6 protein-coding genes are annotated in these 5,213 nt (G+C 51.9%); 2 read left to right on the forward strand and 4 right to left on the reverse strand.

Translation table 11 applies throughout. The annotated features are described in order from the left end of the window. Positions 1–84: 84 nt before the first annotated feature. The gene (locus QVO51_RS07595; RefSeq protein ID WP_022357902.1) at positions 85–303 is read right to left on the reverse strand and encodes a helix-turn-helix domain-containing protein; all 219 of its coding nucleotides are present in this window, start codon (positions 301–303) and stop codon (positions 85–87) included. A gap of 42 nt (positions 304–345) precedes the next feature. Then, on the reverse strand, positions 346–1,386 hold the full coding sequence (locus QVO51_RS07600) for a hypothetical protein (protein ID WP_022357903.1): 1,041 nt from the start codon (positions 1,384–1,386) through the stop codon (positions 346–348). 178 nt (positions 1,387–1,564) lie between these two features. Between QVO51_RS07600 and QVO51_RS07605 the strand changes: the two genes are divergently transcribed. Together QVO51_RS07605 and QVO51_RS07610 are read left to right on the forward strand one after the other, a co-directional pair. After that, positions 1,565–2,317: a LexA family protein gene (locus tag QVO51_RS07605; RefSeq protein ID WP_022357904.1), complete on the forward strand. Its 753-nt coding sequence runs from the start codon at positions 1,565–1,567 to the stop codon at positions 2,315–2,317. Between the two features lie 15 nt (positions 2,318–2,332). Then, the gene (locus tag QVO51_RS07610; protein ID WP_022357905.1) at positions 2,333–2,893 is read left to right on the forward strand and encodes a phage minor capsid protein; all 561 of its coding nucleotides are present in this window, start codon (positions 2,333–2,335) and stop codon (positions 2,891–2,893) included. A 401-nt stretch (positions 2,894–3,294) separates the two neighbouring features. Here QVO51_RS07610 and QVO51_RS07615 read toward each other — a convergent pair whose 3' ends face one another. Beyond that, a complete protein-coding gene (locus QVO51_RS07615) occupies positions 3,295–4,041 on the reverse strand; it encodes an ABC transporter ATP-binding protein (protein ID WP_022357906.1) in 747 nt (248 codons plus the stop codon). A gap of 85 nt (positions 4,042–4,126) precedes the next feature. Beyond that, positions 4,127–5,213: HAMP domain-containing sensor histidine kinase (locus QVO51_RS07620; protein WP_288168005.1), on the reverse strand; the 1,087-nt coding region annotated here is incomplete at its 5' end.

A 5,213-nucleotide genomic window follows, 5' to 3' on the forward strand; every position in this document is an offset into this window, starting at 1 on the left:
GGCTCCTGTGCCCGCCGGGCTTCCAGTCGAGTACGCTCCCTGTCCACCTGCTCCAGGCGATTCCTGATGACGGCGATCCGGCGTTCAGCGTCCATGCTGATCCTCCTCTCGGGCACGGAGCAGGTCGGATGTGCTGCATTTCAGATGAACCGCCAGCACGTCCAGCGTCCCCAGGGACGGATTTCTCCGGTCATTCTCAAACAGGCTGACGCTCATCTGCGACAGCCCGGAACGGTCTGCCAGCTCTGCCTGCGTCAGATCCAGTGCCTTTCGCCGGGCACGGATGATTTCTCCTAATGTCATATGATTCTTCCTTTCTGATAGTAGTTACGCCACCGGCCAGTCCTACTGGGGGCTTTTTTCTTTATACTTGTCTTCCCAGGCAACGCCGATCCAGTCCAGTACTCTGCCCCAGCCGTATTTATTTCCATCCTCGTCCGTACAGCAGTTGCGCATCCAGTACTCCCATTCGGCAGGATGGTCCTCACGAAGTCGATCAAAGCGATGCGGACGCTTTTCGATATGGATGCCAAATCCGCACATACTGCATCCGGTACGCTGCGCTCTGGTAGTCCGGAGTGTACCATCCTGGTCTCTCACGATCTCGCCGTATGCCTTTGGAACCGGAACATTAAGATCAAGCGCAAGCTGGAGAAGATCCTGGCGGGTAAAGATCGCAAATGGACAACTGCGGATAGTGCTCTTCCCAAAGTAGTTGCAGCCGTTTTTCATGAGCGCCATCTCACGCTGTCCGCCTTCGGATGCCATGAGCCCAAGATACGGCACGGAGTTATGCTGCTTTGCCCAGTCATCACATGGCTTCTCCTTCATGTAGTAGCAACACCTGGAGGAAACCTTGAAGCTTGGTGCGGGTCTGATGTCAAGATCTGGACGCATGTCTGCATAGTTACCGCCAAACAGCTTGATCCACTTGTCCTGCAGCTTGATCCTATCGCTGTGCTTGTACCCACCTTGTGCTCCCATATCTCCAGTCATGATCGCATGAATAAACGTTTGCTTATCCGCATTTGGCTGGAGCAGATAGCTGATTTTATTGGCTTTCGCTTTGCTGACTACAGGGAAGCCCAGCTCTTGCAATACCTGCGTCTTTGACATGTACGGCGCAATTGATTGCACGCCAAGCTGCTTATGAACTTCCTGATTTCCCTTATCCTCTAGGATTGAAACCGAAATAGCCGGTACATCAATCCCGATGCTGCGGAGAAAAACCAGAAGCGTGATGCTGTCTAATCCTCCGACGCTAACGTGGACATTATAGCCTAAAGCATGGCATTTCAAGTAAAACTGTTCTGCCCTGCTCCTAGCGTGGATCAGCTTCTGCGGGTACGGAAGCGCCTGCAATTCTTGAAATTCTTTGATTGTCATCTTTTCACCTACTTCTCTTGATTTTGTGGGGGATCCATGGTACAATGATATTGGGGTCGTATACCCTCATGTATTGCCCATGGTTTTATTATAGTGCATTTAAACGCACTTGTCAATACAATTCGTGCGTTTAAATGAACTTTGTGCGTATTGCACATGATTGGAGGTGTCTTTTTGTATGTTTTATGATAATCTAGTGGATGCCTGTGCAAGAAATAAGTGTAAGGTTACCCCGGTCGTACTGGAATGTGGCGGGGCAAAGGGTTCTATTGCAAACTGGAAGAAGGGATCAGCCCCAAATAGTGATATTGTTGTGAAGCTGGCAGTGCGTTTAAACGTAACTACTGACTTTCTGCTCCGAGGCATTCAAAATGATACAGCCTTTTTATCTGATGACCAGAAGCAATTGCTGATGTACTATAATTCTGTAGATGAGCTTGCACGGGCACGCATATCAGAGCGTGCAGAAACACTTGCAGAGCAGCAGGCAGAGGAACGTGCCCGGGAGCAGGCAAAGCGCCAGGAGATCCGGCGCAGCGTCCCAGAAGAATCTGCGCCGTGCGAAAGCATTGAAATCCCGTTTTTTGAACTGCCAGTATCCGCTGGTCTAGGTGTTGATCTGCTGGCACAGGATGGGGCGCAGGAAACGATCAGTGTGCCGGCAACGCCTACTACCCGGCGTGCGGATTTTTCCGTTCTTGTAGAGGGGGATAGCATGGAACCGATGTTCTCTGATGGCGACATTGTCCTGGTAGAGCAGGAGCAGGAGGTGCCGGAGGGTCAGGTGGGCATTTTTGCGGTCAACGGTGCAGGATACATAAAAAAAGCCGGCCGCCGATGTCTGATCTCGGCGAACGACAAGTATGATGATATTCCAATCAGCCCGGATGATTCCGTGCGCTGTTTTGGGCTGGTGATCGGGAAACTATAGCAAGGAGGGGTTACATTGTTTTTGTTTAAAAAGAAACCACCGGTATTTATTCCGAACAAGATAGACCGTAAATGGACTCCTGAATTTAAGCAAGCTGTAAAGAATGCAAATTCTATGAAAACGGATCTGTTGGAGATGTCCAAACACGGGGTAACCTGTGGCGAATGCTCCAAGTACGAAGGTCGTGTTTTTTCGATCAGTGGGACAAGTAAGCGCTTCCCGCCGTTGCCAGAGTGCATAAAGGAAAGGGGAGAAGTTCACGAAGGATGCAGACATTCCTTCTACCCTTTTAAAGAGGGTGTGAGCAAGCCGATGTACGCCAAGAATATTGTGGCTTACAGCAATGCCCCCTTTGTAGATCAGAGAACCCCAGAACAAAAGCTACAGTACGATGAGGAGCAGACCAAACTCCTTGCAAAAGTAGAAAGCGAACGGCAGTATGACATTTTGAAAAAGCGTGCCCCGGATTTGGCACCCAAAACACTTGCTGCATTCAGCCGGATGCGTAACGCCAACAGTAAGGGGTATCAGTCGATCGTGCAACAGTGCGCTGATCGGAAGTTTAAACTTCAATAGTATACATATTGTATACTATTGAATAGCTGTACCACCGGAAAGGGCAGATAGAGAAACTAGTTTCCCTATCCAGCCCTTTTTGTTTCCCTATTTCCCTATCCAGTCATGCTCTTGACCGTGCCGGTTCTTGGCCGGCTTGTCTTTAAAAACCCTGGTTTTGCGTGGTTTAAACGCCGTTTAAATTTTAAAATCGCTTTAAACGCCGAAAAGCCAAAAGCCCGTAGATTACCTAAACTAAGGTAGCCTACGGGCTTTTTCTTCGGAAATAGCGTCATGCGCCTTTTTGCAATTTATCACCCGGTTTTGCGTGAAATTCCACGTAAAACTGGGCTTTTTCTGTGTTTTAACGGGATTTTTCGGCTTTTTTCGTTTTCAGGCATTTTTCGGACATTGCATGTCTTTCAACACCATGCATTGACCTGGTTCACCCGGCTTTTTTCTTCCTGGGCCGTATAGGAAGGCATCTGTAATTCTCCTACAATGCCCCCGTCTGCCAGATAGATCAACCGATCCGCACGAACTGCCGCACGGGTGTCGTGGGTCACCATCAGTATGCTCTGTCCCTGCCGGTTCATCTCAGTCAGCAGATCCAGCACCTCCGTGGTATGCTTTCGGTTCAATGCCCCGGTGGGCTCATCGGCAAACAGCAGCCTGGGCGCATGCACCACTGCCCGGGCAATGGCACAGCGCTGCTGCTCGCCGCCGGATACCTGGGAGGGCAGATGGCTGCCCATACTCCAGATGCCCATGCGCTCCATCAATTCCTTTGCACGGCTGCGTACCGTTTCTCCAGGTATCGTCCTGTTTACATAGCCTGCCACCAGTACATTCTCGTACAGGGACAAATTGCTGACCAGGTGCATCTGCTGAAAAATAAAGCCGAAGTCCCCGCACCGGAGAGCCGCCAGTTTCTTTTCCCGCATGGTGACCAGATTCTCTCCTTTGTAAAGCACCTGCCCGGCGGTGGCACGATCCATGCCACCCAGGGCATACAGCAGGGTGGACTTTCCGGCACCGGAGACCCCCATGACCACGGTAAATTCCCCCTGGTACAGCTCCAGATCCAAACCGGATAAAATGTGCAGCTGATTGCCATTGTGGGCAAAGCTCTTGCAAAGTCCGCTGGCGGACAGAATAGATTGTTTCATATAGCCTGTTTCCTTTCTATGATTCTGTCCTTAGCATACCACAGGGGATATTAAGAAGTCCTTAAGGCAGCACCATACAAAGCCACTAAGCATGCTCTGAGCATTGTTGCCTGAGCAGCGGCAGCTGCACCAAAGCCTCCAGTCCCTCCGGATGGTTGTGGAGCAGCACCCTGCCTCCCATTTTCTCCGTCAGATACCGGACGATGTACAATCCAAGCCCGGAGCCCTGAGCGGTACCGCAGTTTTTACCCCGATAGAATTTTTCAAACACAAAGGGCATATCCGCATCCGGAATGCCGCCGCCCCGATCCCACACATGCAGCTGCGCCATGCCCGCCTGCTGATCCAGGCTGATCAGAATAGGGGGCTTTGCATACTTTCGGGCATTATTGATGAGGTTTTCTAAAATTTGCGTAATCCGCTCCGGATCTCCCATCACATACATGGGGGATGCCGCCTTCTGGCAGATCACTTCTTCCTGACCGGACAGCTCCTCCGCCGCCTGTCCCACCAGGCTGGACAGCTCCAACCGTTCCCTGCGGATCTTCAGCCTTTCCAGATCCGACAGAGCATGCAAAAACAGATCGTCCGTCAGCTGGGATACCTGGTCGCACTTACGCATGATAACGGACAGATACCGGCTCCGGCGCTCCGGGGTGGTGTCCATATTGGCTTCCAATCCCTCCGCATAGGCTCGAATAGAGGAAACCGGCGTCTTGATGTCATGGGACAGAGTGGCGATAACGGTCTTGTTGTTTTCGATCGCCTCCCGTTCTCCGCTTCTGGCCTTGGTGATCTCCCGGCGCATATTGTCAAATGCCCAGGTGAAATCCCCAAAGTAATTGGCACGCTGATACCGAAGGGGTACGTCAAAATCCCCTTGGGCAAGCCGGGACGCAAAGTCCTTCAGCTTGTCAAAGGGACGCAGCACTGCAACGTACAAATACCCGAAGGCGGCTGCCAGGGTGCAAAGGGCAGCGCTCCATAGCAGCCACGCCTGGCTGTGATCCGGAGCGGCAGGCTCCATACGCACCAATTCCTGCCGCAGCTGTGCAGCAGACGCCCCGGCAGCCTGGGCATCCCCCTGGGCAAGCTGCTGCTCCATATCGTTGGTAAGCAAAATCGCCGCCGTCTGGGCTTCCCGGGTACTCTCCCTATCCTGCCAGGTGATC

The sequence above is a fragment of the Ruminococcus sp. CAG:379 genome, assembly GCF_000434255.1.
GTDB classification, from domain to species: Bacteria; Bacillota; Clostridia; order Oscillospirales; family Ruminococcaceae; genus Ruminococcus_F; species Ruminococcus_F champanellensis.